The sequence below is a fragment of the Jannaschia sp. S6380 genome (assembly GCF_023015695.1).
Classification (GTDB): domain Bacteria; phylum Pseudomonadota; class Alphaproteobacteria; order Rhodobacterales; family Rhodobacteraceae; genus Jannaschia.
This window is the reverse complement of sequence record NZ_JALKAS010000002.1, coordinates 841,452-868,307: the sequence shown is the minus strand read 5'-3', so window position 1 is coordinate 868,307 and position 26,856 is coordinate 841,452. Positions and strand designations below refer to the sequence as shown.

At 66.8% G+C, this 26,856-nt stretch carries 30 protein-coding genes, 1 pseudogene and 1 riboswitch; of the genes and pseudogenes, 14 read left to right on the top strand and 17 right to left on the bottom strand.

Translation table 11 applies throughout. The features are described from left to right. Nucleotides 1-76: 76 nt before the first annotated feature. Nucleotides 77-2,074, top strand: a complete 1,998-nt coding sequence (gene rpoD / locus MWU52_RS17365; protein ID WP_246954390.1) for an RNA polymerase sigma factor RpoD — start codon at nt 77-79, stop codon at nt 2,072-2,074. A gap of 36 nt (nt 2,075-2,110) precedes the next feature. Here the strand turns inward: rpoD and MWU52_RS17360 are convergent, their stop codons facing one another. Both MWU52_RS17360 and MWU52_RS17355 read right to left on the bottom strand, forming a co-directional pair. Beyond that, a complete protein-coding gene (locus tag MWU52_RS17360; RefSeq protein ID WP_246954388.1) occupies nt 2,111-2,323 on the bottom strand; it encodes a hypothetical protein in 213 nt (70 codons plus the stop codon). Nucleotides 2,324-2,414: 91 nt separating this feature from the next. Beyond that, the gene (locus tag MWU52_RS17355; protein ID WP_246954386.1) at nt 2,415-2,618 is read right to left on the bottom strand and encodes a dodecin family protein; all 204 of its coding nucleotides are present in this window, start codon (nt 2,616-2,618) and stop codon (nt 2,415-2,417) included. Nucleotides 2,619-2,825: 207 nt separating this feature from the next. On the opposite strand from MWU52_RS17355, the gene MWU52_RS17350 reads away from it, so the two are divergent. The 3 genes from MWU52_RS17350 to ribD all read left to right on the top strand — a co-directional run bounded on the left by MWU52_RS17350 (nt 2,826) and on the right by ribD (nt 4,902). Further along, on the top strand, nt 2,826-3,242 hold the full coding sequence (locus MWU52_RS17350; RefSeq protein WP_246954384.1) for a secondary thiamine-phosphate synthase enzyme YjbQ: 417 nt from the start codon (nt 2,826-2,828) through the stop codon (nt 3,240-3,242). 98 nt (nt 3,243-3,340) lie between these two features. Then, complete coding sequence (gene nrdR / locus MWU52_RS17345; protein ID WP_246954382.1) at nt 3,341-3,802, top strand: transcriptional regulator NrdR; 462 nt, start codon at nt 3,341-3,343, stop codon at nt 3,800-3,802. After that, complete coding sequence (gene ribD, locus MWU52_RS17340) at nt 3,799-4,902, top strand: bifunctional diaminohydroxyphosphoribosylaminopyrimidine deaminase/5-amino-6-(5-phosphoribosylamino)uracil reductase RibD (RefSeq protein ID WP_246954379.1); 1,104 nt, start codon at nt 3,799-3,801, stop codon at nt 4,900-4,902. The genes nrdR and ribD overlap by 4 nt, the downstream gene beginning before the upstream one ends. Nucleotides 4,903-4,908: 6 nt before the next feature. On the opposite strand, the gene metK is transcribed toward ribD, so the two are convergent. The 9 genes and pseudogenes from metK to miaB all read right to left on the bottom strand — a co-directional run bounded on the left by metK (nt 4,909) and on the right by miaB (nt 12,666). After that, a complete protein-coding gene (gene metK, locus MWU52_RS17335; protein WP_246954377.1) occupies nt 4,909-6,093 on the bottom strand; it encodes a methionine adenosyltransferase in 1,185 nt (394 codons plus the stop codon). An 8-nt stretch (nt 6,094-6,101) separates the two neighbouring features. Further along, nucleotides 6,102-6,151, bottom strand: a riboswitch (SAM-SAH riboswitch). Nucleotides 6,152-6,158: 7 nt separating this feature from the next. Continuing rightward, the gene (lnt, locus tag MWU52_RS17330; protein ID WP_246954376.1) at nt 6,159-7,607 is read right to left on the bottom strand and encodes an apolipoprotein N-acyltransferase; all 1,449 of its coding nucleotides are present in this window, start codon (nt 7,605-7,607) and stop codon (nt 6,159-6,161) included. 22 nt (nt 7,608-7,629) lie between these two features. Continuing rightward, nucleotides 7,630-8,502 carry a hemolysin family protein gene (locus MWU52_RS17325; RefSeq protein WP_246954375.1) on the bottom strand — a complete coding sequence of 291 codons (873 nt, stop codon included), beginning with the start codon at nt 8,500-8,502 and terminating at the stop codon, nt 7,630-7,632. Between the two features lie 46 nt (nt 8,503-8,548). Further along, on the bottom strand, nt 8,549-9,010 hold the full coding sequence (gene ybeY / locus MWU52_RS17320) for an rRNA maturation RNase YbeY (protein WP_246954374.1): 462 nt from the start codon (nt 9,008-9,010) through the stop codon (nt 8,549-8,551). Further along, nucleotides 9,007-9,372, bottom strand: coding sequence for a hypothetical protein (locus MWU52_RS17315; RefSeq protein ID WP_246954373.1), 366 nt, complete (start codon nt 9,370-9,372; stop codon nt 9,007-9,009). Before MWU52_RS17315 ends, ybeY begins: the two co-directional genes overlap by 4 nt. Next, nucleotides 9,369-10,316, bottom strand: coding sequence for a PhoH family protein (locus MWU52_RS17310; RefSeq protein WP_348645534.1), 948 nt, complete (start codon nt 10,314-10,316; stop codon nt 9,369-9,371). Before MWU52_RS17310 ends, MWU52_RS17315 begins: the two co-directional genes overlap by 4 nt. Nucleotides 10,317-10,539: 223 nt before the next feature. Beyond that, nucleotides 10,540-10,854 (bottom strand): hypothetical protein, encoded by a 315-nt coding sequence (locus MWU52_RS17305; RefSeq protein WP_246954371.1) that lies wholly within the window; start codon nt 10,852-10,854, stop codon nt 10,540-10,542. Between the two features lie 14 nt (nt 10,855-10,868). Further along, a pseudogene (locus MWU52_RS17300) lies at nt 10,869-11,000 on the bottom strand (OmpA family protein); the annotation flags it as partial. 337 nt (nt 11,001-11,337) lie between these two features. Then, nucleotides 11,338-12,666 carry a tRNA (N6-isopentenyl adenosine(37)-C2)-methylthiotransferase MiaB gene (miaB, locus tag MWU52_RS17295; RefSeq protein ID WP_246954369.1) on the bottom strand — a complete coding sequence of 443 codons (1,329 nt, stop codon included), beginning with the start codon at nt 12,664-12,666 and terminating at the stop codon, nt 11,338-11,340. Between the two features lie 116 nt (nt 12,667-12,782). Here miaB and MWU52_RS17290 point away from each other — a divergent pair, with 116 nt between their 5' ends. Both MWU52_RS17290 and MWU52_RS17285 read left to right on the top strand, forming a co-directional pair. Next, a complete protein-coding gene (locus MWU52_RS17290) occupies nt 12,783-13,643 on the top strand; it encodes a hypothetical protein (protein WP_246954368.1) in 861 nt (286 codons plus the stop codon). Nucleotides 13,644-13,781: 138 nt separating this feature from the next. After that, nucleotides 13,782-14,093 carry a hypothetical protein gene (locus MWU52_RS17285; RefSeq protein WP_246954367.1) on the top strand — a complete coding sequence of 104 codons (312 nt, stop codon included), beginning with the start codon at nt 13,782-13,784 and terminating at the stop codon, nt 14,091-14,093. A 79-nt stretch (nt 14,094-14,172) separates the two neighbouring features. Here MWU52_RS17285 and MWU52_RS17280 read toward each other — a convergent pair whose 3' ends face one another. The 5 genes from MWU52_RS17280 to MWU52_RS17260 all read right to left on the bottom strand — a co-directional run bounded on the left by MWU52_RS17280 (nt 14,173) and on the right by MWU52_RS17260 (nt 18,064). Beyond that, nucleotides 14,173-14,640, bottom strand: coding sequence for an Hsp20 family protein (locus MWU52_RS17280; RefSeq protein ID WP_246954366.1), 468 nt, complete (start codon nt 14,638-14,640; stop codon nt 14,173-14,175). Nucleotides 14,641-14,798: 158 nt separating this feature from the next. After that, complete coding sequence (locus tag MWU52_RS17275; RefSeq protein ID WP_246954365.1) at nt 14,799-15,020, bottom strand: DUF3072 domain-containing protein; 222 nt, start codon at nt 15,018-15,020, stop codon at nt 14,799-14,801. A gap of 62 nt (nt 15,021-15,082) precedes the next feature. Next, nucleotides 15,083-15,454 carry a VOC family protein gene (locus MWU52_RS17270; RefSeq protein WP_246954364.1) on the bottom strand — a complete coding sequence of 124 codons (372 nt, stop codon included), beginning with the start codon at nt 15,452-15,454 and terminating at the stop codon, nt 15,083-15,085. Next, nucleotides 15,451-17,160: a methionine--tRNA ligase gene (gene metG / locus MWU52_RS17265; RefSeq protein WP_246954363.1), complete on the bottom strand. Its 1,710-nt coding sequence runs from the start codon at nt 17,158-17,160 to the stop codon at nt 15,451-15,453. Before metG ends, MWU52_RS17270 begins: the two co-directional genes overlap by 4 nt. 136 nt (nt 17,161-17,296) lie before the next feature. Continuing rightward, nucleotides 17,297-18,064, bottom strand: coding sequence for an NAD kinase (locus MWU52_RS17260; protein ID WP_246954362.1), 768 nt, complete (start codon nt 18,062-18,064; stop codon nt 17,297-17,299). Between the two features lie 161 nt (nt 18,065-18,225). Between MWU52_RS17260 and glyA the strand changes: the two genes are divergently transcribed. From glyA to MWU52_RS17235, 5 genes are all read left to right on the top strand, one after another. Beyond that, the gene (glyA, locus tag MWU52_RS17255; protein ID WP_246954360.1) at nt 18,226-19,521 is read left to right on the top strand and encodes a serine hydroxymethyltransferase; all 1,296 of its coding nucleotides are present in this window, start codon (nt 18,226-18,228) and stop codon (nt 19,519-19,521) included. 74 nt (nt 19,522-19,595) lie between these two features. Beyond that, nucleotides 19,596-20,696: a class II histone deacetylase gene (locus MWU52_RS17250; protein WP_246954359.1), complete on the top strand. Its 1,101-nt coding sequence runs from the start codon at nt 19,596-19,598 to the stop codon at nt 20,694-20,696. Between the two features lie 96 nt (nt 20,697-20,792). Continuing rightward, on the top strand, nt 20,793-21,491 hold the full coding sequence (locus MWU52_RS17245) for a CoA transferase subunit A (RefSeq protein WP_246954358.1): 699 nt from the start codon (nt 20,793-20,795) through the stop codon (nt 21,489-21,491). Beyond that, complete coding sequence (locus MWU52_RS17240; protein WP_246954357.1) at nt 21,491-22,114, top strand: 3-oxoacid CoA-transferase subunit B; 624 nt, start codon at nt 21,491-21,493, stop codon at nt 22,112-22,114. Before MWU52_RS17245 ends, MWU52_RS17240 begins: the two co-directional genes overlap by 1 nt. After that, nucleotides 22,114-22,407: a GNAT family N-acetyltransferase gene (locus MWU52_RS17235; protein ID WP_246954356.1), complete on the top strand. Its 294-nt coding sequence runs from the start codon at nt 22,114-22,116 to the stop codon at nt 22,405-22,407. Before MWU52_RS17240 ends, MWU52_RS17235 begins: the two co-directional genes overlap by 1 nt. An 11-nt stretch (nt 22,408-22,418) precedes the next feature. Here MWU52_RS17235 and MWU52_RS17230 read toward each other — a convergent pair whose 3' ends face one another. Beyond that, on the bottom strand, nt 22,419-23,258 hold the full coding sequence (locus MWU52_RS17230) for a lytic transglycosylase domain-containing protein (RefSeq protein WP_246954355.1): 840 nt from the start codon (nt 23,256-23,258) through the stop codon (nt 22,419-22,421). Between the two features lie 749 nt (nt 23,259-24,007). On the opposite strand from MWU52_RS17230, the gene MWU52_RS17225 reads away from it, so the two are divergent. The 3 genes from MWU52_RS17225 to MWU52_RS17215 all read left to right on the top strand — a co-directional run bounded on the left by MWU52_RS17225 (nt 24,008) and on the right by MWU52_RS17215 (nt 26,853). Beyond that, complete coding sequence (locus MWU52_RS17225) at nt 24,008-24,253, top strand: pilus assembly protein (RefSeq protein ID WP_246954354.1); 246 nt, start codon at nt 24,008-24,010, stop codon at nt 24,251-24,253. 188 nt (nt 24,254-24,441) lie between these two features. After that, entirely contained in the window at nt 24,442-25,263 is an 822-nt protein-coding gene (gene cpaB / locus MWU52_RS17220) for a Flp pilus assembly protein CpaB (RefSeq protein WP_246954353.1), read from the top strand. Between the two features lie 219 nt (nt 25,264-25,482). Beyond that, complete coding sequence (locus MWU52_RS17215) at nt 25,483-26,853, top strand: type II and III secretion system protein family protein (RefSeq protein WP_246954351.1); 1,371 nt, start codon at nt 25,483-25,485, stop codon at nt 26,851-26,853. The last annotated feature ends 3 nt before the right edge of the window (nt 26,854-26,856 follow it).

The following is a 26,856-nucleotide window of genomic DNA, read 5'->3' as shown; positions in this document are numbered from 1 at the left end:
GTGCGGCCCCTGGCGATTCGCGCTAGTGATTCGACCGAGCGACCCCGAAGAATCACTCCCTGAACGGAGCGCGGCGATGGCCAAGGACACGGACGACGACAAGCAGCAGGATGCGGACGGCGATCATTCGCTGGACATGAGCCAGGCGGCCGTCAAACGCATGATCGGCGAGGCGCGGACGCGGGGCTACATCACCTACGATCAGCTGAACCAGGTCCTGCCGCCGGAGCAGGTCTCGTCCGAGCAGATCGAGGACGTCATGTCGATGCTGTCCGAGATGGGCATCAACATCGTCGAGGCGGAGGAAGCCGAGGACGAGGACGAAGAAAAGCCGTCGGGTTCGACCGCGATCGTCGACGCGTCCAAGAAGGGTGGCGACGTCGCCACGACCGAGGGATCCACCGAGAAGCTGGACCGCACCGACGACCCCGTCCGCATGTACCTGCGCGAGATGGGGTCGGTCGAACTTCTCTCCCGCGAGGGCGAGATCGCCATCGCCAAGCGGATCGAGGCGGGCCGGAACACTATGATCCTGGGGCTTTGCGAAAGCCCGCTGACGTTCCAAGCCATCACGATCTGGCGTGACGAACTTCTGTCCGAAGATATCCTTTTGCGGGATGTCATCGACCTGGAGACGACGTTCGGCGACCAGCTGGGTGAGGACGAGGACACTGCCGTCGTGGGCGCGCCCGTAGCCCCCGCCAACGACAACAAGGCGGAGGCCAGCGCGGCCAAGCCCGAACTGGACGCCGACGGCAACCCGATCTCCACCGATGACGACGAGGAGGAGGACGAGGGCGCCAACATGTCGCTGGCCGCGATGGAAGCCGCGCTCAAGCCCCGCGTGCTGGAGACGTTGGACCGCATCGCCGACGACTACGCGCATCTGGCCGAGATGCAGGACCTTCGGATCAGTGCGACCCTGAACGAGGACGACAGCTTCACCGAGGGCGAGGAAGCGCAGTATCAGCAACTCCGCTCCGAGATCGTCGAGCTGGTGAATGGCCTGCACCTGCACAACAATCGGATCGAGGCGCTGATCGACCAGCTCTACGGGATCAATCGGCGCATCATGTCGATCGACTCGGGCATGGTGAAGCTGGCCGATCAGGCGCGCATCAACCGCCGCGAGTTCATCGAGGAATACCGCGGGCACGAGCTCGATCCCGGCTGGGTCGACCGCATGGCCGAGAAGACCGGTCGCGGCTGGCAGGCCCTGTTCGAACGCTCTCGCGACAAGGTGGATGAATTGCGCGCCGACATGGCCCAGGTCGGTCAGTATGTCGGCGTCGACATCAACGAATTCCGCCGCATCGTGAACCAGGTGCAGAAGGGCGAGAAGGAAGCCCGGCAGGCCAAGAAGGAGATGGTCGAGGCCAACCTGCGCCTCGTGATCTCGATCGCCAAGAAATACACCAATCGCGGCCTGCAGTTCCTGGACCTCATTCAGGAAGGCAATATCGGCCTGATGAAGGCCGTGGACAAGTTCGAGTATCGCCGCGGCTACAAGTTCTCAACATATGCGACCTGGTGGATCCGCCAGGCGATCACCCGGTCCATCGCCGATCAGGCGCGCACGATCCGCATCCCGGTGCACATGATCGAGACGATCAACAAGCTGGTCCGTACCGGCCGCCAGATGCTCCACGAGATCGGCCGCGAACCGACGCCGGAGGAACTGGCCGCCAAGCTGCAGATGCCGCTCGAGAAGGTCCGCAAGGTGATGAAGATCGCCAAGGAGCCGATCTCCCTCGAGACGCCCATCGGCGACGAGGAGGACAGCCAGCTCGGCGACTTCATCGAGGACAAGAACGCCGTTCTGCCACTGGATTCAGCCATTCAGGAGAACCTGAAGGAAACGACGACGCGCGTGCTGGCATCGCTCACCCCGCGCGAGGAGCGTGTGTTGCGTATGCGCTTCGGCATCGGGATGAACACCGATCACACGCTGGAAGAGGTCGGGCAGCAATTCAGCGTGACGCGCGAGCGCATTCGTCAGATCGAGGCGAAGGCCCTGCGTAAGCTCAAGCACCCCAGCCGGTCGCGCAAACTTCGGTCTTTCCTCGATCAATAGCAACGACAGGGACCCGGATCGCGTCGGGGTGCCGTCCTATTTCCGCGATTTCTCGTGCGTTTCGTCTTCGCCCTTGGGCGGATAGACATCGCGCGTCGGCTCCTCCGGGGTGCCGGTCGTGACCGAATTCGGATCATGCGTCGTCCCACGTGCGGGCGACGGCGCGACAGGCACGGTTCCAAGGCTTTCGCCCTGTGGCGTGGCGGCGCGGTCGCGCAGCGGCCGATCGTCGTCCTTGCGAATGGTCATGAGGATTGCTCCTTCCCGGTTATCGTTTCCTTGGGAAGGGCCAACGACGAACCGGCGGCGCGGGTTTCCCGCGGCGCCGTGACATCCGGCCTCAGTCCTCCAGGATGAACGTCACCATCATGTTGACCTGATAGTGGTCGACCTTGCCGTCGGTGACGCGGACATATTGCTCCTTCACCCAGGCACTCTGAACGTTGCGCAGCGTCTCGTTCGCGCGGGCGACGCCCTTGGCCACGGCGTCGTCGAAGCTCTGCGTCGAGGTGGCGGAAATCTCGGTTACGCGGGCGATGGACATGGGGTCTCTCCTATAAAACCGGTTCTCTTAGACTGCACAGGACGTTGCCGTAGCGTCAAGAACGCTGGACGCCAGCCAACGCGGCATCTGTCCGGCAGACAGGGATCGCGCTAGTCCTGCCGAGATGGAAAACGCCGTAGATTCTATCTTCGCCACGTGCGTCGCGATGGACCCGCTTGACAGGCGACTCCTCAACTTGTTCGCCTGATGCACACCATGTTCGAGATCCGCACCCATGGCCCCGGTCTGATGGAATTCACCGCCGATGTCGCGGCCTGGTTGCCTGCGGCATCAGGCCTGCTGACGCTGATGATCCGACACACCTCCGCCAGTCTGCTGATTCAGGAAAACGCCGACCCGGAGGTGCAGGTCGATCTGACCGAATGGCTGCGCCGCACCGTGCCGCCCACGACGGACCCTTCGATGGCCTATCTTACCCATACCTACGAGGGGCCCGACGACATGCCCGGCCATATCAAGGCGATGCTGCTGCCCGTCAGCTTGCAGATCCCGGTCTTGGACGGGCGGATGCGACTGGGCACGTGGCAGGGCCTCTACCTCGTCGAACATCGCGACCGGCCGCACACCCGCAGCGTCGCCGCGCATTTCGCCGCTGACCGCTAGGGCCTTGCCACACCACGGCTGGGGCGGCAGAGTGATGCGGCACCAAGGACTGGAGCCGTCGGCCATATCTGGCGGGTCCGAACCCCGGAGACCGCCTCATGCGCTGCCCCTTCTGCGGAAACGTCGACACGCAGGTCAAGGATTCCCGCCCCGCCGAAGATCACGTCGCGATCCGAAGGCGACGGTTCTGCCCCTCTTGCGGCGGGCGGTTCACGACCTATGAGCGTGTCCAGCTTCGCGATCTGGTGGTCATCAAGACCTCGGGCAAGCGCGAGGAGTTCGACCGCGACAAGCTCGAACGGTCGATCCGCATCTCGATGCAGAAACGCCCGGTCGAGCCGGAACGCATCGATCAGATGATCTCGGGCATCGTCCGGCGGCTGGAATCGATGGGCGACACCGATATCAAGTCGACCACCATCGGCGAGATCGTGATGGAGAGCCTGGCCCGCATCGACACCGTCGCCTATGTGCGGTTCGCGAGCGTCTACAAGAACTTCCAGGCCGCCGACGATTTCGAGGATTTCGTCCACGAATTGCGCCCGCCCGACGATACATGACCCTGCCGGATCGACGCTTCATGGACCACGCGCTGACCTTGGCGGCGCGGGGGCTCGGTCGCGTCTGGCCCAACCCCGCCGTGGGCTGCGTGATCGAGAGTGGCGGCATCGTCCTGGGCCGGGGATGGACCGCCGATGGCGGCCGACCGCACGCCGAAACCATGGCCTTGGCACAGGCCGGGTCCACCGCACACGGGGCGACCGCGTATGTCACGCTCGAACCCTGCGCGCATCATGGCCATACGCCGCCCTGCACCGATGCGCTGATCGATGCAGGGATCGCCCGCGTCGTCATCGCACAGCGCGACCCGGACCCGAGGGTGAATGGCCGCGGACTCGCGCGTCTTCACGCCGCGGGCATCGAAATCGTCGAGGGGATGAGAGAAGCCGCGGCCCGAACGCTTCAAAACGGATTTCTGACGCGCGTGACCATGGGCCGCCCGATGGTCACGCTCAAGCTCGCCACGACGCTCGACGGGCGCATCGCGACGGCCAGCGGGGAAAGCAGGTGGATCACGGGTCCCGCCGCGCGCCAGCACGTTCATGGGCAGCGGGCGCAGCATGACGCTGTCATGGTGGGTGCCGGAACGGCCCGCGCCGACGACCCCCGATTGACCGTTCGCGGGTTCGGCCAGAAACGCGCAGATAGCCCCCAACCGGTACGGATCGTACTTTCACGACGCCTGGGTCTGCCGGTGCCCTCTGCCCTGACGCGGGGCGGGCCGCCGGTCTGGGCCCTTCATGGCCAGGATGCCCCGGCGGCCGCGCGAGACCGCCTGCAGGCCCACGGTGTAAACCTGATCGCTGTTCCCGGCGACGGGGGTCGGCAGCTGGACCTGGTTGCGGCGCTGGCCGAACTGGGCGCGCGCGGATTGACGCGGGTTTACTGCGAAGGCGGCGGCACGATGGCCGCAGGGCTTCTGTCGGCGGGGCTGGTCGACCGGCTGGACTGCTATGTCGCCGGCGCCGCGATCGGAGCCGAGGGCATTCCCGCCATCGGCGCGATGGGTCTGTCGACGCTGGCGGAAGCGCCGCGCCTGCAGCTGGCCGAGACGCGACGCCTCGGCCCCGATCTGCTGCATCGGTGGATCGCAGTCTGACGGTTGTCAGACGTGCTTGGTCAGCGCCTCGGTCAGGTCCGTCCGTTCCCACGAAAAACCACCATCGCTTTCGGGCGCGCGGCCGAAATGACCATAGGCCGCGGTCCGTTCGTAGATCGGCTGGTTCAGCGCAAGATGCGTGCGGATTCCACGCGGGGTCAGATCCATGACCTGCCGGATGGCCGCCTCGATCGCGGTCTCGGGGACCTTGCCGGTGCCGTGCGCGTCCACATAGATCGACAGCGGCTGCGCCACGCCGATCGCGTAGGAAAGCTGCAGCGTCGCGCGCGTGGCCAGGCCCGCCGCGACGATGTTCTTGGCAAGATACCGGGCGGCATAGGCGGCCGACCGGTCGACCTTGGTCGGATCCTTGCCGGAAAACGCGCCGCCGCCATGGGGGGCGGCGCCGCCATAGGTATCGACGATGATCTTGCGTCCGGTCAGCCCGGCATCCCCGTCCGGGCCGCCGATCACGAAGATCCCGGTCGGATTGACCCACCATTCCGTCCCGTCATGGATCCAGCCATCGGGCAGCACCTCGCGGATATAGGGCTCCACGATCGCACGGATATCGGCCTGCGTCTGACTTTCGTGCCGATGCTGGGTGGACAGCACGATAGAATCCACAGCCACGGGGCGCCCTTCTTCGTAGCGCACGGTCAGCTGCGACTTGGCGTCCGGCAGCAGCGTCGGCTCGGTGCCGTCCTTGCGGACCTCGGCCAGTCGCCGAAGGATCGCGTGGGAATAAAGGATCGGCGCCGGCATCAGTTCAGGCGTCTCGCTGCAGGCATAGCCGAACATGATGCCCTGATCGCCCGCCCCCTCGTCCTTGCCGGCATCGGCATCGACGCCCTTTGCGATATGGGCGGACTGTTCGTGCAGAAGGTTGGTCACCTCCACCGTCTCGTGGTGGAACTTGTCCTGTTCATACCCGATGTCCCGAATGCAGGCCTTCGTGATCTGCTCTATCCGGCCCATGTAGTCCGCCAGCTTCGCCTGGTCGGCCAGCCCGACCTCGCCGCCGATCACGACGCGGTTCGTCGTCGCGAAGGTCTCGCAGGCGACGCGCGCTTCCGGCTCCTCGGCGATCAGCGCGTCCAGGATGGCGTCCGAGATGCGGTCGCACACCTTGTCCGGGTGCCCCTCCGAAACGGATTCGGAGGTGAAGGAATATGTCTCGCGACTGCTCATGGAATATATGCTCCGGTTCAGATGCCCTTACCCCGTCAGGAAGCCGTTGGGGCGGTCGACACTGGCTAGGTGGCTTTCCGGACGGGTTCAACACCATTCCGGCGCCGCAGGATCACGAGGGCGAGGGCGAGGCAAACGAGCAGCAGGCCCACGACCCAGTCTCCCAGCTTCACATAGGGCGTGGCCGACAGTGCGGCGGGAACGGCCACGTCCAGATGGCCATGTACCCCCAGTGGCAGCGAAGCCAGCACGCGGCCCCGGGCATCGATCGAGGCCGACACGCCCGTATTCGCCGCGCGCAGCACGGGCAATCCGGATTCGGCCGCGCGCAGCCTTGCCAGGGCGAGGTGTTGCTGCGGTCCGAACCGGGTTCCGAACCACGCATCGTTTGTCAGGTGCAGGATCGCGGCCGGTCGCGCGACCCGGCGAATGTCCTGCGGAAAGATCGCCTCGTAACAGATCAGCGGTAGAACGGACCCGACCCCGGGCAGGTCGATCAGCGATGGCCCCGGGCCGGCCGCATAGGTCCCGGCCAGCCGCTTGGCCATGGGCCCGATACCCACGGCGTCGAAGACCGTCTGCAGCGGAAGGAACTCTCCGAACGGCACCAGACGATGCTTGTCGTAGATCACTTCGATATCCCCGGCCGCGCCGTCCAGCAGGACCAGCGCGTTGCGGGGGCTTCCGTCGTCGCCGTAGCGTTGTGCCCCGACGATGACGGGACTGCCGCCCGAAGCCGCCGCCAGCATCGGCCTCAGATCGTCGGAATTGCTCAGCAGGGTGGGCAGGGCCGTCTCCGGCCAGACGACCGCGACGGGCGGCGTCGCGGCGGCGGCGGCGGTCTCCTGCAGGCCGCGGCGCCAGAACACGCCCTGCCACTCGGGGTCCCATTTCTGATGCTGCGGCGCATTCGGTTGAACCAGCCGGACGACCGGCCCCTCGTCCGCAGGCGCCGGGGGCAGCGAAAGCCCGACCGCGAACGGCGCGGCCCAGATCAGGCAGCCGACGGTCAGGGCGACCGGCCTGCGCAGGGCGACCGCCCCCGCCCCCAGCAGGATCGCCAGCCCCAGGCCATGCGCACCGCCAACGGACGCGGCGGACAAAGCCACCGTATCGATCAGGACATGCCCGGGAAGCGCCCAAGGGAAACCGGTCAATAGGTAGGACCGCACGAGTTCCACCATCGCCAGCGCGACCGCGACGCCGATCGCCCCGCCCAGCCAACGGCGCCCGGCCCAGGCGGCAATCGCCCAGAACAGCCCGAAGCCCACCGACACGCCCAGAAGCGCAAACGGGGCCAGCCAGGCCGTGGCCTCCGGGTCGACCTGGAACGGCTCGGTAATCCAGATCAGGGCCAGCGCGAAATGGGCCATGCCGAATATCAGCCCCGCGATGAATGGCCTGCCCGCCCGCATGATGGCATCGATGCCCAGCACGAATCCCGCGAAGGCCAACCACCACAGGCCCCAGGGCGCCTGTCCGAACGCGGCGGAAAGCCCCGCGACCGCGGGCACCAGAGGTCGCAGGACGCGCAAGTCAGGCCGCCTGCGGCATCCGAACGCGCAACCTCTTTATCCGACGGGGGTCGGCGTCGACGACCTCGATCTCGGCGCCGGACGGATGGGGGATCACCTCGCCGCGCGCGGGCACGCGCCCGGCCAGCATGAAGACCAGTCCGCCCAGTGTGTCGATCTCCTCCTCGTCCTCCGCCTCGACGAGCTTGAAGCCAACTTCGGCCTGGAAATCCTCGATCGGGGTGCGGGCCAGCGCCAGATAGCAGCCGGTCTTCTCCTGCCGCCAGAACTTGCCCTCCTCCTGGTCGTGCTCGTCCTCGATCTCGCCGATGACCTGCTCGATCAGATCCTCCAGCGTCACCAGGCCGTCCACGCCGCCATATTCGTCGATGACCAGCGCCATATGCGTCCGCTGCGTCTGCATCTTGGTCAGCAGCACGCCGATCGGCATCGAGGGCGGTGCATAGATCAGCGTGCGCAACAACGGCCGCATCTCGAACGGCTTGTCGCGGTCGCCGTTGAACCCGTGGTTCAGCGCCAGGTCCTTCAGGTGGATCATGCCCAGCGGCTCGTCCAGCGTCCCTTCGAAGACCGGTATCCGGGTCATCCCCGATTCCCGGAAGCGGGCCACCAGATCCGGCAGCGAGATGTCGACCGGCACCGCCACGACCTCGGCCCGGGGAATCAGCACGTCGTCCAGCCGCTTGAGCCGCAGGTTCAGCAGACCCGGCATCCGGTCCCGCGGCACATCCCGTTCGGGGCGTCCTTCGGTTTCGGGCATCAGGCCGCCGAAGACGCGGGCGATGAATCCGGGGCGCGGTCCGATATGGCCGCCTTCGTATCTGTCTTCGTCCTGCGCGCCCTGCGCGGCGCTAGACGATCCGTCTTTGTCCATCGGACCGGGAAAACCTCTTACCTGGCCGGATCGAACACCGGCGCCGTCAAACCTTACCAGATGCGTAGGGATCGGGGAATCCCAACACGTTCAAGATCTCGACCTCGCGCGCTTCCATGCGCGCGGCCTGATCGTCCTCGACATGGTCGTGTCCTAGCAGGTGCAGCGTGGCATGCACCAGAAGATGTATGACATGGGCGTCGAACGGCTTGCCCTGCTCGGCGGCCTCCCGCGCGCAGGTGTCGTAGGCGATGGCGATATCGCCGAGTTCGGGGCCTTCGGGGCTGTCATCCGGCGACATCTCCTCCGCGGGCCAGCTCAGTACGTTCGTGGGCACGGGCTTGCCGCGAAACTCCGCGTTCAACGTGGCGATGCGGGCGTCGTCGCAGCCCAGCACGGCGACTTCCCATTCGCCAGGCAGACCATCCAGCGCCGCTGAAATGGCGACTTCGGCCAGGCGTTCGAGCCGTTCCCAACGCGCATCCTCGACGATGACATCGACGTTCATGCGTAAAACGACCATAGGCCCAGAGCCACGACCGGCACGAAAAGCCAGCCTTGCGGCAACACGCGATAGCCCACGCCCAGTGCCGGCGCGGCGGCCAGCCCCCCCAGGGCCACCGCCGCGGCAAGCAACGTTCCGGCCAGGATGAGATCGGGCCGCCCGCCCCAAGCGCCCCAGAACAACAGGATCGCCATCAGAAACAGGGTGGTCGTGACCATGTGCCAGCACATCCAGGACGTCGCCCGGACGACCGTGGGAAGATCGGTCGCCTGACGAAGCGGACGCGCGATTGCCCGCCCGCCGACGAATGTGTGAACACATGCCAGCATCGCGGCCAACACGGCGGCGGCCAGTCCGGCGATCATCGCTCCGGTCCGGCCTCGCGGCGCGCATCCTCGGCATCGTAGGCGGTGATGATCTTGGCCACCAGCGGGTGCCGGACGACATCCGTGGCGCTGAAATAGTTGAAGCTGATCCCGTCGACCCCCCGCAGGATGTGTTCGGCATCGCGCAGGCCCGACTGCACGCCGCGCGGCAGGTCGACCTGGCTGCGATCGCCGGTGATCGCCATGCGCGACCCCTGCCCCAACCGGGTCAGGAACATCTTCATCTGCATCGTCGTCGCATTCTGCGCCTCGTCCAGGATGACGAAGGCGTTCGACAGCGTCCGGCCCCGCATGAAGGCCAGCGGCGCAATCTCCACCCGCTTCTCCTCGCGCAACTTCTGAAGCTGCTTGCCCGGCAGAAAGTCGTTTAGCGCGTCGTAAAGCGGCTGCATGTAGGGATCGACCTTCTCGTCCTGCGTGCCCGGCAGGAAGCCCAGCTTCTCACCGGCCTCCACCGCCGGGCGCGTCAGGATGATGCGGTCCACCTCGCCGGTGATGAACTTCGACACGGCGACCGCCACGGCGATATAGGTCTTGCCCGTACCCGCCGGACCGATCCCGAAAGTCAGCTCGTTTTCCAGAAGAGCGCGGGTATAGGCTTTCTGTGCCTCGGTCCGGGGCTCCATCGTCTTCTTGCGGGTGCGGATCTCCAGCGCCGGACCCGAGAACATTTCCTGCTGGTCGCCGTCGCGTGTGCCTTGGTCCTCCTCGACGGCACGCAACCGGATCAACCCGTCGATCGCGCCCATATCCACCTGCTTGCCCGATTCGAGCCGCGCATAGAGCGCGTTCAGCACCCGTTCCGCCTCGGCGGCGCCCTCGCCATGCACGACCAGCGCGTTGCCGCGATGGACGATCTGCACACCCAGAAGCTGTTCGATCTGGGCAAGATGCGCGCCATGCGGGCCCACCAGGTCGATCATCAGGCGGTTGTCGGGGAACTCCAGCTGGAGTGCGATGGACTCATCGGGGGCAAGGATGGTGGCCAAACAAGGCTCCTACGTGAGGTGTCGTCCAAGGGTGCCCCGCCGTCGCGGGGGCCGCAAGGCGGTGCGGGGGCGTTCGGCGGGAAAACACGCCTCGAATGCAACAGGGCCGTGACGTTTCCGCCACGGCCCCTGCCCCGCCGACCAGTCGGACAAGGGATCAGGTCGGGTCGTTGATGTCGGCGCCCCCCTGGAACGGTCCCGTCACGTAGGTCGGTGGCGCGGTGTTCCGGTCACAGACCGGCCGGCGTGTGCGCGGATCGAAGCGCGGCGTCAGATACCCCTCGACCCCGTCGTCGATCAGCCAATGCTCGCATCCCGTCGGATCGACCCAGATGCCAGGCGTCAGGTCGGTCAACGGCGTCGTGCCGACGGATCCACGGTCGACGGTCTTGTCGGGGCTGCTGCGCCCCTCGGCACAGGCGGACAGCAGGGCCGTCGCGGCGACCAGCGCGATGAATCGATGCATCGTCATCGTCCCGCCCCCCCGCAGATGGGTCGGCCATGCCGATCCAGGCGCGGTGACATGTATCCTTCGAACCCGTCATCCATGACCCAATGCTCGCATCCGTCCGGATCCACCCAGATCGCCGGGATGAAACGTTCCGCGAGGATCGTGCGATCGTTGCCGGGTCCGTCGCGACCCGGTGTCCACACGCCGCGGCCTTGGGCGTCGCGGGTGTAGGTATAGATGTTGCCGGCGCTATCGGCCCCCACATCGCCCACGTTCTGGCCCATGGCGGGCATCATGCCCGCCGTCGTCAGGGCGAATGCCAGGACACCCCGTTTCATCATCGTTCCGCTGCGCGACACCTTGTGGCCCCCAATTGCTGTCATCGTCCCGGTCCGCAACCTAGCAGGGTTCCCGCCGTTGCATACCCCCCGGCCCCAGATTTGGCGCTGAATTCGGCAACGCCGCATAGACCTTGTGGCCACGATGCGCTGAACCGCCGCGCGATCAGGCCCCGACGAGCACCGCCGCAAGGGAGTTCGCCTTCGCCTCGGTCACGCGCACGCGGGCGACCTTGCCAATCATGTCCTCCGGCGCCTGGGCATGGACGCCCTGCAGATAGTCGGACTTGCCCACCAGCTGCCCCGGCAGGCGACCGCGCTTTTCGAACAGCACGTCCGTCTCGCGACCGACCATCGCCTCCTGCGCCTGGACCTGCTGCTCGGTCAGCAGGGCCTGCAGACGGTGCAGCCGCGCGACTGCCACGTCCTGCGGGACATCTGGCCGCTCGGCGGCGGGCGTTCCCGGTCGGGCCGAATAGCGGAACGAGTAGGCCGCCGCATAGCGGACCTGCCTGACCAGGTTCAACGTCGCCTCGAAATCCTCGTCCGTCTCGCCTGGAAAGCCGACGATGAAATCGCCCGACAGCGCCAGATCCGGCCGCGCCGCACGCAGGCGTTCGATCAGGGTCAGGTAGGACGCCGCCGTATGCTTGCGGTTCATCGCCTTCAGGATACGGTCGCTGCCCGACTGGACCGGCAGGTGCAGATAGGGCATCAGCTTGGCGCAATCGCCATGCGCGGCGATCAGGTCGTCGGTCATGTCGTTCGGATGGCTGGTCGTGAACCGGATCCGCGCCAGCCCCTCGATCCCGTCCAGCGCCCAGATGAGGTCGGCCAGCGACCACGTGCGCCCGTCCGGCCCGTCACCGTGATACGCGTTCACGTTCTGGCCGAGCAGCGTGATCTCGCGCACGCCGCGATCGACCAGCGCGCGGGCCTCGTCGATCAGGCGTGCGGCCGGCCGGCTGACCTCGGCGCCGCGGGTATAGGGCACGACGCAGAAGGCACAGAACTTGTCGCAGCCTTCCTGCACGGTCAGGAAAGCGGACGGCCTGGCCACGGGCGCGCGCAGCCTGGGCAGGTGGTCGAACTTGTCTTCGGCCGGCATGTCGGTGTCGATGACCTTCTCGCCGCGGTCGACGCCGCGCATCATCTCGGGCAGGCGATGATAGGTCTGCGGCCCCACGACCAGGTCCACCAAAGGCTGCCGGGCCATGATCTCCGCCCCTTCGGCCTGGGCCACGCAGCCGGCCACGCCGATCTTGAGGTCGGGCTTCGCATCCCGCAACGGCCGCAGCCGGCCCAGATCGGAATAGACCTTTTCGGCAGCCTTTTCGCGGATGTGGCACGTGTTCAGCACGATCAGGTCCGCATCGGCCGGATCATCGGTCGTGACATAGCCTTCGGAGCCCATCGCCTCGGCCATGCGCTCGCTGTCGTAGACGTTCATCTGACAACCATAGGTCTTGATGTGCAGCTTCTTCGGCGTCGGCATTCCAAGAACCCCCGTTGTCGCGTTGCGCCAATACCGCAGAGGCTCCTCGCCCGCAACGCGGCCCCGTTGCGACCGCGCCCGCTTTGCGGGACAGTGCGTCGAAAAGGCGGGCGGGCATGGATTTCACCTCTCTCGAGGATCTGACGGCACGGGCGGGGACGCTCGGCGGCGCGCCGGCGCTGATGATCCTGTGCGAGGACGATTGCGAAGTCGCCAGCACCGTGCGCCATCACCGCGAGGTGGGTTTCGGCACGATCGTTCTGGCCGTTCCGCCGGGTGTGCCGGTCCCTCCCGTCCTGCCCGAGGGCGTTCACCGCCTGAACCTGGACCGACGCCCCGGAATGCTGGCCACCGCCTGCGTGAACGCATTCATCGCCGGGCGTCCCGACGGCGCCTGGACGGCCTATGCCTATAACGCGGAATACCTGTTCCACCCCTTCGCCGAGACCCGCCGCATCGGCGAGGCCATGGCTTTCTGCACCGAGGAGCGGCGCGACGCGATCCTGAGCTTCGTGATCGATCTCTATGCCGGGCGGCTGGAGGCGGGGGGAAACGGCGTCGATGCCGACGATGCCTGGATGGACGAAGCCGGATATTTCGCCCTCGGCCGGATGGGCGAGGACGGCCCCCTCGACCGACAGCTCGACTTCTTCGGCGGGCTTCGCTGGCGCTTCGAGGAGCATGTCCCCGAGGCGAGACGCCGCATCGACCGGGTCGCGATGTTCCGTGCCCGCAAGGACATACGCCTGCTGGCCGATCACCGGATGTCCGATGCGGAAATGAACACCTATGCCTGCCCCTGGCACCATTCGATGACGGCCTGCATCGCCTCGTTCCGTGCGGCGAAGGCGCTTGCGTTCAATCCGGGCTCGCGCGCGGCGATCAAGGGGTTCCGCTGGGATGGATCGGTCCCGTTCGAATGGCGCTCGCAACAGCTCATGGATCTCGGGCTGATGGAGCCGGGTCAGTGGTTCTGACGGGCGCCCGACGGCCCGCGAACCCGTGCGGAGGCTTGGCCGAAACCGGCAGGTGAGGCGCGGCTCGTCACCGGGTTCTGGCCGGATCGGTCCGCGCGGCATAGGCTGCAAAGGGTCTGGCCCAGCGAAGGAGCGAACATGAAAAAGATATCTGCCATCGGCGCCGTCTGCCTTTTGCCCCTTGCGGGATGTGTCGAACCTGACAGCGGGCCGGGCTATTCCCCGCCCGAGGCGTCCGGCCTCGTCGCGGTCCGCCCCTACCCGACTGACGACGACGTCTGTCAGGTCATCGGCGAGAACGCGCTGACCGTCGAATATCTCGACCATACCCGGACGCTCGTCGGTTGTCCGGCGGTCGAGACCGGCGCGATTGCCGATCGGATCGCCGAAGGCGGCGTCCGGGTGGACAGCGCAGGCGAATGGGTCCTGATCTCGATCCCCGACAGCTAACGGACCCCGCACGAAGAACGCGCGCCCCCGTTTCCGGGGACGCGCGCCACTCCTTCAACCGAAGGCACAGTCTTGGGGATCAGGCCTCGACGGTCTCGGAGGTTCCTTCCAGCGCCGGCGCATCCTCGCCCTTGGCGATCTCGATGCGGCGCGGCTTCAGGGCCTCGGGCACCTGACGCTCCAGCTCGATATGCAGCATTCCGTCGGCATGGCGCGCACCCGTCACATGGACGTGGTCGGCCAGCTGGAAGCTCTTCTCGAACGCACGCGTGGCAATCCCGCGGTGGAGGTAGGTCTTCTCGCCATCCTCCTCGGCCTTGCGGGCGGTGACGATCAGCGCCGTCTCGCGCGTCTCGATGCCCAGCTCGTCGGCGGTGAAGCCCGCGACCGCGATCGAGATGCGATACTCGTTCTCGCCGGTCTTCTCGATGTTATAGGGCGGATAGGTCGTGGCGGTGTCGGCTGCCATTGCCCTGTCGAGCAGGTTCGCCATCCGATCGAAACCGACGGTGGCACGGTAGAGGGGGGTAAAATCATAGGTTCGCATATCTGCATCCTTTTCAAAGCGATACATTCACGGCCCCCTCCTCGCGCGGACGGGGGCCCCTGGTTGCGCCGGACCCGATAAGGCGTCCGACGCCACAGATTTGGGATGTCCCGGCCTGCCGTTCAAGGGGTCCGTGTCGCGGATGCCGGGATGCGCGATCAGGCGCCGCGACCAGTCCGCTCCTGAAGCGCGTCGATGCGTTTCGACGCCTCGGCCTTGGTCATGTCCGGGTCGAAAGTCTCGCCGGCTTCCTCCGACAGGGTCTTGAGATAGCTCGCCTGCGCACCGGTCATCGGCTCGTCGCCGGTGGTCCAGTCATCGGGGTCCTTGTCGGCGTTGCCGGGGGCGTCCTGCTTGGGGGTCTGGGTCGTCTTGTCCATGGGAACTCCTGTGGTGGATGTTCCCATAACGTTCCAGCCAGTTTTGCGTTCCCGCGATACCTTCAGGCAGGTTCGATCAGATCCCACCGGTTGCCCCAGGGGTCGCGCCAGACGGCGACGGTGCCGTAAGGTTCGACGCGCGGCGCTTCCTCGAAGGTGCCACCGGCGGCCTCGATCCGCCGGGCGTCGCCGGCGAAGTCGTCGCTCCGCAGGAAAAGCCCCACCCGCCCGCCGAACTGGGCACCGATGGCGGCCATCTGCTCGGCGCCCTCCGCACGGGCCAGCAAAATCCGGGCCTCTCCGCCCGCGACGGTGACCCAGCGCTTGCGCCACTGGTCCTCGTCCTCCTCCACCCGCCAGTCCAGCGCGCGGGAGACGGCGATGGCCTCGTCGTAGTCGGGAACGAGCAACGCGACCGCGCCCAACCGACTCATGCCCGGGTGCCGGCGAAACGCGCCTCCCATTCCTCGCGCTGCGCGTCTGTGATCTTGGCGAACAGCACCTCCGGCACGGCAAAGGCATGGCCCGGGCCGAGTGCGGCCAGCGCGTCATCCACGTCATCGGGCCAGCCCGCACCCTCGTCCCCCATCGCCCGCAGCATTGCCTGCGCGGCGTCCGGGATGAATGGCGCCGACAGGACGGCATAGAACCGGATCAGGTTCAGCCCCAGACGGATCTGCATCGCCGCAAGATCCGGATCGGTTTTGAAAGTCGACCAGGGCGCCGCCTCCTGCAGGTATTCGTTCCCCGCGACCCAAAGGCCGCGCAATTCCGCCGCGGCCTTGCGGATCTCGATGGCGTCCATATGGCCCTCGTAGCGCGTCAGACCTTCGGCCAGACGCGCGACCAACGCCCGCTCCGCCTCGCCCCATGCACCACCTTCGGGCACGGCCTCGCCGAACTTCGAACGGCAGAACTTGGTCACCCGGCTGACGAAATTGCCCAGCACGTCGGCCAGATCCTTGTTCACGTCGGCCTGGAACCGCGCCCACGTGAACTCGGTGTCGCTGCTTTCGGGGACATGCGACAGGAGCCACCAGCGCCAGTAATCCGCCGGCAGGATCGACAGCGCCTGGTCCATGAACACGCCACGGCCCTGGCTGGTCGAAAACTGGCCGCCGTCATAGTTCAGGTAATTGAAGGACTTCAGGTAATCGACCGTCTTCCACGGCTCGCCCGACCCCAGGATCGTCGCCGGGAAGGACAGCGTATGGAACGGCACGTTGTCCTTGCCCATGAACTGGACGTAGCGGACGTCCTCCGCCCCCTTGTCGGCGCGCCACCAACGCTCCCAATCGCCGCCCGTCGCATCCGCCCATTCGGCGGTGCCGGCGATGTACTCGATCGGCGCGTCGAACCAGACATAGAAGACCTTGCCCTCCATCCCCGGCCAGGGCACGTCGCCCTTCCGAACCGGGATGCCCCAGTCGAGGTCGCGCGTGATGCCGCGATCCTGCAATCCGTCCCCGTCATGCAGCCACTTCTTGGCGATCGACGTGGTCAGGACGGGCCAGCCCTCCTGCCCGTCGATCCAGGCGTCGAGCCGGTCGCGCAGCTTGGACTGCAACAGGTAGAGATGCTTCGTCTCGCGCACCTCCAGATCGGTGCTGCCGCTGATCGCTGAACGTGGCGCGATCAGATCCGTCGGATCCAGCTGCTTGGTGCAGTTCTCGCACTGATCCCCCCGCGCGCGCTCATAGCCGCAGTTCGGACAGGTCCCCTCGATATACCGGTCCGGCAGGAACCGCCCGTCCGCCTTGGAATAAACCTGCCGCTCCGACCGCTCCTCGATCAGGCCGGCCTCATCCAACCTGCCCGCGAAATGCTGCGTCAGGCGGTGGTTCTGCGGGCTGCTCGACCGGCCGAAATGATCGAAGGACAGGCGGAAACCGTCAGCCAGATCCTTCTGCACCTGCCACATCTCGGCGCAATATTCCGCGACCGGCTTCCCGGCCTTCTTGGCCGCCAGTTCCGCAGGCGTGCCATGTTCGTCGGTGGCGCAGATGAACATGACCTCGTGCCCCCGCGCGCGGACATAGCGGGCATAGAGATCCGCCGGAAGCTGACTGCCGATCAGGTTCCCGAGATGCTTGATCCCGTTGATATAGGGAATGGCCGAAGTGATGAGCGTGCGGGGCATGGCTTTCTCCAGGACGTCGCGGCGCATGTAGTCCCGTGCGGGCCCCGGTCGCAAGGCGCAGGCGCGGGGTGCTTCCTCTGGCCGCAAATACCTCGGGGTCCGGGGCGGCGCCCCGGCGGGCCAAAGCCGGGCGCCGTCAGGTAAACTGCTCGCGCAGAAGTCGCTCCTCCAACCCGTGACCGGGATCGAACAGCAGGCGGTGGCGGACGGCTGGCTCGCTTGCCACCTCGACCGAGACGACGTCGCGCACCGATTGCCCATCCGCCTCGGCCATCATCGGGCGCTTGCCCGGCGTCAGTACGTCGAGGCGAACCCGCGCCGACTTGGGCAGAAGCGCACCGCGCCAGCGGCGCGGCCGGAACGCCGACATCGCCGTCAGCGCCAGCACCTCCGACCCGATCGGCAGGATCGGGCCGTGCGCGGAATAGTTGTAGGCGGTCGACCCGGCCGGCGTCGCGACCAGCGCGCCGTCGCAGACCAGCTCCTCCATCCGCACGCGATCATCGACGCTGATCCGCAGACGCGCCGCCTGCGCCCCCGCCCGCAGGAGCGAGACCTCGTTGATCGCCAGGGCCTCCACGATCTCGCCGTTCATCCGGGTCGCGACCATCTTCAAGGGGTTGATCGCCGCCTCCTCGGCGCGGGCCAGCCGGCCGGTCAGTCCGGTCTCGCGGTAATCGTTCATCAGGAACCCGACCGTGCCCCGGTTCATGCCATAGACCGGCGCGTCGACATGCATCGTGCCGTGCAGGGTCTGCAGCATGAAGCCGTCCCCGCCCAACGCGACGATGATCGCCGCCTCCTCCAACGGGGTCTGCCCGTAGCGCCCGGTCAGGCGGGTCAGGGCAGTCTGCGCCTCGGGCGTCTCCGAGGCGAGGAAGGCGATGTTCTTGGCGCGGGGCATGCGGTCCGTCCGGGTTTCGAAACAGGGTTGTCGCGCGTGGGCCCGAAAGGCAAGGCACCCGTCCGGGTCGTGCCCGATCCCGGATGCGCCGTTTTGGTCGCTTTCATGTCGGCGTCGGGCGGCGTATCACCCGGCCAGTCCTTGACCCCGGAGTGCATGCCATGAACGCCCCTCACCGCGATCAGACCTTCTTCACCGCAACGCTGGCCGAGACCGATCCCGAGATTGCCGAAGCCACCCGACGGGAGCTAGGCCGCCAGCGCGACGAGATCGAGCTGATCGCATCCGAGAACATCGTCAGCCGCGCCGTGATGGAGGCGCAGGGCGGCGTCATGACCAACAAATATGCCGAAGGGTATCCGGGCCGCCGCTACTATGGCGGCTGCCAATATGTCGACCTTGCCGAGGAGCTGGCGATCGAGCGGGCCAAGGCGCTGTTCGGCTGCGGCTTCGCGAACGTCCAGCCGAATTCTGGGTCCCAGGCCAACCAGGGCGTCTATACCGCGCTGCTGCAGCCGGGCGACACGATCCTCGGCATGTCGCTCGACGCGGGCGGTCACCTGACCCATGGCGCACGTCCGAACCAGTCGGGCAAGTGGTTCAACGCCGTCCAGTACGGCGTGCGGCGCCAAGATCTGACGCTGGACTACGACCAGGTGCAGGACCTCGCCACGGAGCATCAGCCGAAAATGATCATCGCCGGTGGCAGCGCGATCCCGCGGATCATCGACTTCGCCCGCATGCGCGAGATCGCCGACAGCGTCGGCGCCTACCTGCTGGTGGACATGGCGCATTTCGCCGGGCTCGTGGCCAGCGGTCACTACCCTTCGCCCTTCCCGCACGCGCATGTCGCGACGACGACGACGCACAAGACCCTGCGCGGCCCGCGCGGTGGCATGATCCTGACCGATGACGAGGGGATCGCGAAGAAGGTGAACTCTGCCATCTTCCCGGGCATCCAGGGCGGCCCCCTGATGCATGTCATCGCCGGCAAGGCCGTGGCCTTCGGCGAGGCGCTGCGCCCCGGTTTCAAGGACTATCAAACGCAGGTGATCGCCAATGCGCAGGCCCTGGCCGACCAGCTGATGCGCGGCGGGCTGGATATCGTCACCGGCGGCACCGACACGCACCTGATGCTGGTCGACCTGCGCCCCAAGGGCGTCAAGGGCAACGCGACCGAGGCCGCGCTGGGCCGGGCGCACATCACCTGCAACAAGAACGGCATCCCATTCGACGACGAAAAACCGACGGTCACCTCTGGCATCCGCCTCGGCTCTCCGGCGGGAACCACGCGCGGCTTCGGTGAGACCGAGTTCCGCGAGATCGGGGACCTGATCGTCGAGGTGGTCGACGGTCTGGCCGCGAACGGACCCGACGGCAACGACCGGGTGGAAGCGACCGTCAAGGCGAAGGTCCAGGCCCTGTGCGACCGGTTCCCCGTCTATCCCGGTCTCTGACCCGGCCGGTTCGGGCGTGACTTTCGGACGGCGGTTTCCCACCCTACGCGAAACCGCCCACCCGGAGGTGAACGATGGCGACTGGTTTCTTCCATGATGAACGCTGCCTCTGGCATGGCGGCGGCAACTACGCGCAGATGGCGCCGGTCGGCGGGCTGGTCCAGCCGATCGCCGGCGGCGGCGGCCTGCCAGAGAACCCCGAGACCAAGCGGCGCTTGGTCAACCTGCTGCGCGTGACCGGCCTTATGGCCGAACTCGAGGAGCGCACCGCCCCGCCCCTCACGCGCGAGGATCTGCTGCGCGTCCACCCGGCGGACTATCTGGACGCCTTCGCCGCCGCGTCCGAAGCGGGGGGCGGCGAGCTGGGCCTGCGCGCGCCGTTCGGGCCCGGCGGCTACGAGATCGCGGCCCTGTCCGCCGGGCTGGTCGCGGACGCGGTCGAGGCCGTGCTGGCGGGCGACATGGCCAACGCCTATGCCCTGTCGCGCCCGCCGGGGCACCACTGCCTGCCCGACCGGCCCAACGGATTCTGCCTGCTGGCCAACATCGCGCTTGCGATCGAACGCGCCCGTGCACGCGACCAGTGCGCCCGTGTCGCGGTGCTGGACTGGGACGTCCATCATGGCAACGGGACGGAGGCGATCTTTCTGGACGATCCCGACATCCTGACCGTGTCGATCCATCAGGAGCGGAACTATCCGCTGGACACCGGCGGCTTCGACGTGCGCGGCGCACATGGCACAAACCTGAACGTCCCGCTGCCGCCGGGGGCCGGCCACCGGACGTATCTGGCCGCGATGGAACGCCTCGTCCTGCCCGCGATCCGCGCGCATGCACCCGAGATAATCATCGTGGCCTGCGGCCTCGACGCGGCCGTAATCGACCCGTTGGGCCGGATGCTGGCCACGGCCGAGACGTTCCGAATGATGACGTCGCAGGTGATGGATCTGGCGGACGATATCTGCGACGGCCGCGTGATGTTGGCGCACGAGGGCGGATATTCGGAGGTCTACGTTCCGTTCTGCGCACATGGCGTCGTCGCGACGATGGCCCGCTCCGCAACCATCGCAGCCGATCCGTTTGCCGACACTTTCACGAAGCGGCAGCCGGGCCCGGCCTTCGACGCATTCGCCGAAGGGCAGCTCGCGCAGATAGCCGAGGCATTGCGCGGCTAGGGCCCGGGCCGCCCGCGCGCCGGGACGCGGGGGCGGATTGAAACCGTCCGGTGCAGGCGATACGACCGGTGCAGGCGCAATCGGGAAGGGGCGGATATGAAGAAGGTCTACGGCTCGGCCGCGGAGGCCCTAGACGGGCTCCTTCGGGATGGCATGACGATCGCGGCGGGCGGATTCGGCCTCTGCGGCATCCCGGAGCTTCTGCTGCAGGCGATCAAGGAAGCCGGAACGAAGGACCTGACCTTCGCGTCCAACAATGCCGGCGTCGACGATTTCGGCATCGGCATCCTGCTGCAGACGCGGCAGGTGAAGAAGATGATCTCCTCCTATGTCGGCGAGAACGCGGAATTCATGCGCCAGTACCTATCGGGCGAGCTGGAACTGGAATTCACGCCGCAGGGCACGCTGGCCGAGCGCATGCGCGCCGGCGGCTGCGGCATCCCGGGCTTCTACACCAAGACCGGCGTCGGCACCGTCATCGCCGACGGCAAGGAAGTGAAGGAGTTCGACGGTCAGGACTATATCCTGGAACGCGGGATCGTGGCGGACCTGGCCATCGTGAAGGCGTGGAAGGCCGACGCGACGGGCAACCTGGTGTTCCGCAAGACCGCGCGGAACTTCAACCCGCCCGCCGCGATGTGCGGACGCACCTGCGTGGTCGAGGTCGAGGAGATCGTCGAGACCGGATCGCTCGACCCCGACCACATCCACCTGCCCGGCATCTACGTGCATCGCATCATCCAGGGCGAACACGAGAAGCGGATCGAGCAACGCACCATTCGGGAGGCAAGCTGATGCCCTGGGATCGCAACCAGATGGCCGCGCGCGCGGCCGAGGAGCTGGAAGACGGGATGTACGTGAACCTCGGCATCGGGATCCCGACGCTGGTGGCCAATTACGTGGGCGACAAGGACATCACCCTGCAATCCGAGAACGGGATGCTGGGCATGGGCCCCTTCCCGACCGAAGATGCGGTCGACCCCGACCTGATCAACGCCGGCAAGCAGACGATCACCGAGCTACGGCGGACCTCCTATTTCGACAGCGCCACGTCTTTCGGGATGATCCGCGGCGGCAAGATCGCCTGCGCCATCCTGGGCGCGATGGAGGTGGCCGAGAACGGCGACCTCGCGAACTGGATGATCCCCGGCAAGCTGGTCAAGGGCATGGGCGGCGCGATGGACCTGGTCGCGGGCGTGGGGCGCGTGGTCGTGGTGATGGACCACGCCAACAAGCACGGGCAGTCCAAGGTCCTGCGCGAATGCACCCTGCCGCTGACCGGCACGGGGGTGGTCGACCGGATCATCACGAACCTGGGCGTGCTGGACGTGGTCGCGGGCGGCCTGAAGCTTGTGGAACTGGCCGACGGCGTGACCGAGGCGGAGCTGCGCGAACGGACGGAGGCGACGCTGGTCTAATGGCCGATCCCGCCGATCGCATCACACGCGAGGACGGCGAGAGCGGCGGACGCTGGGTCTATCGCGCGGACGGAGCGGAAGCGGAAATGACCTATTCGCGCCTGGGCCGGACAAAGATCATCGTCGACCATACCGGCGTGCCGGACGCGTTTCGCGGCCGGGGCGTCGGTTTGGTGCTGGCTCACAGAATGGTCGCGGATGCGCGCGCCGAAGGGGTCGGGGTCATCGCGCTCTGCCCCTTCGTCAAGGCGCAGGCGCGCAGGCACGCCGACTGGTCGGACGTGGTGGAATAGGCACGGTTCGGCTAGCTGTCGACCAGCGACGTCTCGAACACGCAACCGTCCCCCGGCATCTCGGGCGGGGTGCGGCACATCAGGCGCGCGACGTTCCAGGCGGCCATGACCTTCGGCACGTAGGCCCGCGTCTCGCCATAGGGCGGAACGCCTTCATAGCGCCGAACGGCCCCTTCACCGGCATTGTAGCCCGCAAGTGCCAGGACCGGATCATTGCCGAACTCGGACATCAGCCAGTCGAGATAGGCGACGCCTGCACGGATGTTCTGCGCCGGATCGCGCGCATCGGTGATGCCGAACCGTTCCGCGGTGGCGGGGATCAGCTGCATCAGGCCCGCCGCACCCTTGTGGGAGACGGCATCCGTCCGCCCCGCCGATTCCACCGAGATCAGCGCCAGCACCAGCGCAGGCGACACCCGCGTGCCAACCGAGCGCGCCAGTATCTCGGGTCCATGCGCCCTGGCGATCGCGCGCAGGTGTTGCAATGACGGAGCCGCGATCCCGCTGCCGGCCGGTGGACGCGCGGCGACCTGCGCCGCCTTGCGGAACCGGCCGGGCTCCGGCGCGATGCCGGGCGAAATGGCCGACCAGAACCACGCCTGGTGATCCGACCGCGCGGCCGGTTCGGCGGGCCGCGTCCGGGTGGCCGGGGTATCGGGCGCCTGCGGGATGCCGGGCCGCGGCGCCGACTGCGCGGCGAACGCCTCGGCGTCGATCTGGATGTTGATCCGGTTCGACGCGTCCGCCGCCGGGGGCCGCACCCGCTTGAAGGTGAATTCGGCCTGGACCGGCCCCGAAGGCCAGCCAAACGACAACGCCCCGACGAGCGCGGCTGCGTGGATAGGTTTCATGTCTGACTGCCCGGCCATTTTGGCGATTGTTGTTGCGGGCAATGTGGCATCCGCCGCCCCGCCCTGTCATCGCCTTCGCGAATTTTGCGCCCGGCATGTGACAATTGCCCCGCGCCGGCCGTGAACCGGGCGGAGTTCGGCGCCGTACGGGGCGCTGCCGCGGCCGCTGTTGTTGCCGTGCAGCCGACAATCCGGGAATTTTCGCCGAGTGTCCGCAATTCAATCCGAATTGGACACGATCTTGCCTCAATTGCCCGACATACGGGAAGCATCCGAAGCGACGGGCGACGGCAGACCGCCCAATGCGATGGATCAACAAGCACCGATAAACTCGGGCAGGAACCGTGGCGATCGAGCAATCCCCACCGATCCGTTGGCAGGCGGAAAGGACAACGCGGGACACGTCACATCTACCTTGGCTCATGGAACCGAGGGACAGGGGGGTCGTGCTGGCAGGCGCGACCCCCGCTTCGTCCAGGTCGCAGGTGATCGGCGAACGGCACGCCGGAATCGCCTTGGCGGGCGGGGCAGGTATCAGCGGAAAAGACGGGGCCTTCGCGGCATTCATGTCCGGACATCATTTAAGATCAGAGGGTTAGCGGAAATTCACCTTTCTTTAACCCGGAACTTTCCCCTACACGGTCCCGAACCGGTCTCATTCCCGCCCCGTTTGGCCAGCATACCGACCTCATCGAAAGGGCAGCACGGCCCGACGATGTGAAACCGAAGTGAACCTAAGGAACGAACAAATGCTGAAGTCCATCAACACCTTCCTGAAAGCCGAAGACGGCGCCGTGACCGTCGACTGGGTCGTGCTGACCGCCGCCCTCGTGGGCCTGGGCCTGGCCGTCATGGGCGTCGTCTCGACCGGCGTCGGTAACGTCTCCGCCGAGATGAAGACGCAGCTGGAGGTCGACCATGTCAAGGCATCGAAGGAGCTCTTCAACGCCGGCCTGAGCGGCTCCTCCTCGTCCTCGTCCACGACCGGCGGCTGATCGCCTCCGATCCACGGATCGACAAGATTGCCAGGCGCCCCGGGGACCCGTTCCCGGGGCGCCTTGCCGTCGGGACCCCGGCTTCCATCGGATAACCCCGTCGTCACCATCCTCTTGCCGCAATCCGACGCCAATAGGGAAACGATCGCCGCGATTGCGCGGCACGAGCTTCACGAGGAAACGAAAAGATGCGCCTCATCTTCGGACTTCTGCTGCTGGTGGGCCTCGGCCTCGCCGGGTTCGCAGTCAAGACGGCCAGCGGCCGCTTCTCCCAATATCAGGACGCCCTGGCCCGCACCCAGGAAGCGGTCGTGCCGGTCAAGGACGTCTATGTCGTGACCCGGCAGTTGCGTTACGGCGACGTGCTGCAGCCCGAGGACGTGCGCGCCGTCAAATGGCCGGCCGACGCGTTGCCCATCGGCACCTTCGACTCGATGGAGAAGATCTTCCCCCCCGAACGCGAAGGGGAACGCACCGTGCTGCGCGTCATGGAACGCGACGAGCCGGTGCTGCTGGTCAAGGTCACCCAGCCCGGCGCCGATGCGGGCCTGGCCGCCGCCCTGACGCCCGGGATGCGCGCCTTCGCGTTGCAGGTCGACGTGAACTCCGGTGTTTCCGGCTTCCTGCGGCCGGGCGACCGGGTGGACGTCTACTGGACGGGCAACCGCGAACAGGGCGGGGTCACCCGACTGATCCACGCGAACCTGCCCCTGATCGCCATCGACCAGCAGACCGACGAGGAGCGGAACAGCCCCACCATCGCCCGAAACGTCACTGTCGAGGCGACGCCCACGGTCGTGGCCAAGCTGGCCCAGGCCCAGGCCACCGGCCGCCTGACGCTGGCTCTGGTCGGTGTGCGCGACGAAACGGAATCCGCGCAGGTCCAGGCGACGCTCGATCAGATCCTCGGCCCGAAGGAAACGGTCGAACAGGCGCGCACCTGCACCATCCGCACCCGCAAGGGCGCCGAGCTGGTCCTGATCCCCATCCCCTGCCCCGTCGAAGGCTAGGACGGAACTTCCGACGAAAACCGCAGGCCGCGCCCCGATCAGGCGCGGCCTGTCGCCGTCCGGGAATGTGACCGAATAACGGCGATGTGTGTCCTGCAGGCCCTGTTTCATGGGGATTCATGGCCCCGGCGTTGCAATAATTCGGCGATCTGCCATGGTTTGCGTCGATGCGGGCAAAAGATCCGCCGCTTGAGCAGCGTGATCAGAGAGGCAGGTCACATGAAACTTCGAACAATTCTTCGGGCAGCGATGCTCGGGGTGCTGGTATCCGGCACGCCGATCCTGCAGGCCCATGCACAGACCCTCCGCCTGAGCGAGGGACGGACGCAATCCGCACTTCGGGTGCCGCTGAACAGGGCCATCGTCCTGGAGTCGGAGGTTCCCTTCGCCGAACTTTCGGTAGCGAACCCCCTGATCGCGGACATCGCGACGCTTTCGGAACGCACCGTCTACGTGCTGGGCAAGCAGCCCGGCCGGACGACGCTGACGCTTCTGGGGCCCGACGGACGCCTGATCACGAATGTCGAGGTGCAGGTCACCCCCGACATCGCCGAGTTCAAGGAACGTCTGCGCGAGCTGATGCCCAGCGAACATATCGAGGTCCGCACCGCCAATGACGGAATCGTCCTCTCGGGCACCGTCTCCTCGATCCAGCATGTCGACCAGGCGATGGAGATCGCCGATCGCTACGCCCCCGGTCGCGTCCTGAACATGATGGCCGTCGGCGGCAGCCAGCAGGTCCAGCTCAAGGTGCGCTTCGCCGAGATGTCGCGAAGCGTGTCCAAGGAACTGGGCGCACAGCTCAACGTCATCGGAACCGACGTGGCCTTCGCCAGCGACACGGCCGATGTCGGCGGGTCCGGCGGCGCCGCGGGCGCGTTCGGCGTGGGCTTCGGCATCGATTCCGCGCGGATCGAGATCCTGCTGGCGGCGCTGGAGGAGAAGGGCGTCGTCCGCACCCTGTCCGAGCCGAACCTGACGGCGCTGACCGGGCAATCGGCCAGCTTCCTGGCGGGAGGCGAGATCCCCGTACCCGTCGTCGACGACGAAGGCAACGTGGGCATCGAGTTCAAGCCCTTCGGCGTCGGTCTCGATTTCGTGCCGACCGTCGTGACCGACGACATCATCAACCTGGTCCTGCAAAGCGAGGTCTCCTCGGTTTCGGACTCGACGACGAATGTCGACGGCGCGTTCATCCCGAACTTCGACGTCCGGCGCGCCCAGACGACGATCGAGCTGCGCGACGGGCAGAGCTTCGCGATCGCGGGCATCCTGCAGGACGATTTCGTCGATGCCGCCCGTCAGGTTCCGCTTCTGGGCGACTTGCCGATCATCGGTGCGCTGTTCCGGTCCGCCCGGTTCAACCGCCAGCAGACCGAATTGGTGATCATCGTCACGGCGAACCTCGTGTCGCCCACCTCGGGCGAGGCGCTGACGCTCCCCACCGACCGTATCCGGCCGCCGACGGAGAACGAATTGTTCCTCTACGGCCGTGTCTCGGGCAGCGACACCAACACCGTCGGAAGCAGCCGGGGCGGGGACGCGGCGGCCCAGGACTTCTCGGGCAACTATGGCTACGTGCTGGAGTAAGAT